Origin of the sequence: uncultured Shewanella sp. (genome assembly GCF_947501225.1) — a bacterium.
Taxonomy (GTDB): Bacteria; Pseudomonadota; Gammaproteobacteria; order Enterobacterales; family Shewanellaceae; genus Shewanella.
In genome coordinates, this window is record NZ_CANMUW010000046.1 from 1 (window position 1) to 532 (window position 532).

Genomic DNA, 532 nt, shown 5'->3' on the forward strand with positions numbered 1-532 from the left:
TAAGCTCTAAGCTCTAAGCTCTAAGCTCTAAGCTCTAAGCTCTAAGCTCTAAGCTCTAAGCTCTAAGCTCTAAGCTCGGCAGTTTACGAGCCACCTTGGTCTTGAAAAGAAGCACTATAATATCTGGCTTGCCGAAGGCCGAATACATGGGGGCGAAAAAGTCATGTCATGGATGCGAGGCATTCAGCTACTTTGCAGCGAGAAGCGGCGGAGCGGCGGAACGACCGCCATGGCCTTTCTTCAGCATCAGCTCCATAGGGATGTGGTAAATGTCATTTTGATATGGGGAACATCATTGACCATGCCATCAAGGCATTTGTTAATCCTAAACATCAGATGGCGGAAATGCCCCTCGCCTATGTAGGAGCGTGCTTCAGCCGCGAAGCTTACATTACAAATGAGACATTCCCGGCTAAAGCCGGTCCTACACTTTCCCATGTTCGAGTGGTCACTTATTGTAGCAAAGAGTCCAGGCTAAAAACGAAAAAAGCCCGTTGCGTTAGCAACGGGCTTTATCGTTTATTAGGCGCCT

The 532-nt window shown here is 48.3% G+C and carries 1 protein-coding gene; it reads left to right on the forward strand.

The window, feature by feature from the left end; translation table 11 throughout:
• Positions 1 to 282: 282 nt before the first annotated feature.
• Positions 283 to 532 (forward strand): hypothetical protein (locus Q1B47_RS21840; protein WP_299798834.1); only part of this gene is annotated, 250 nt, incomplete at its 3' end.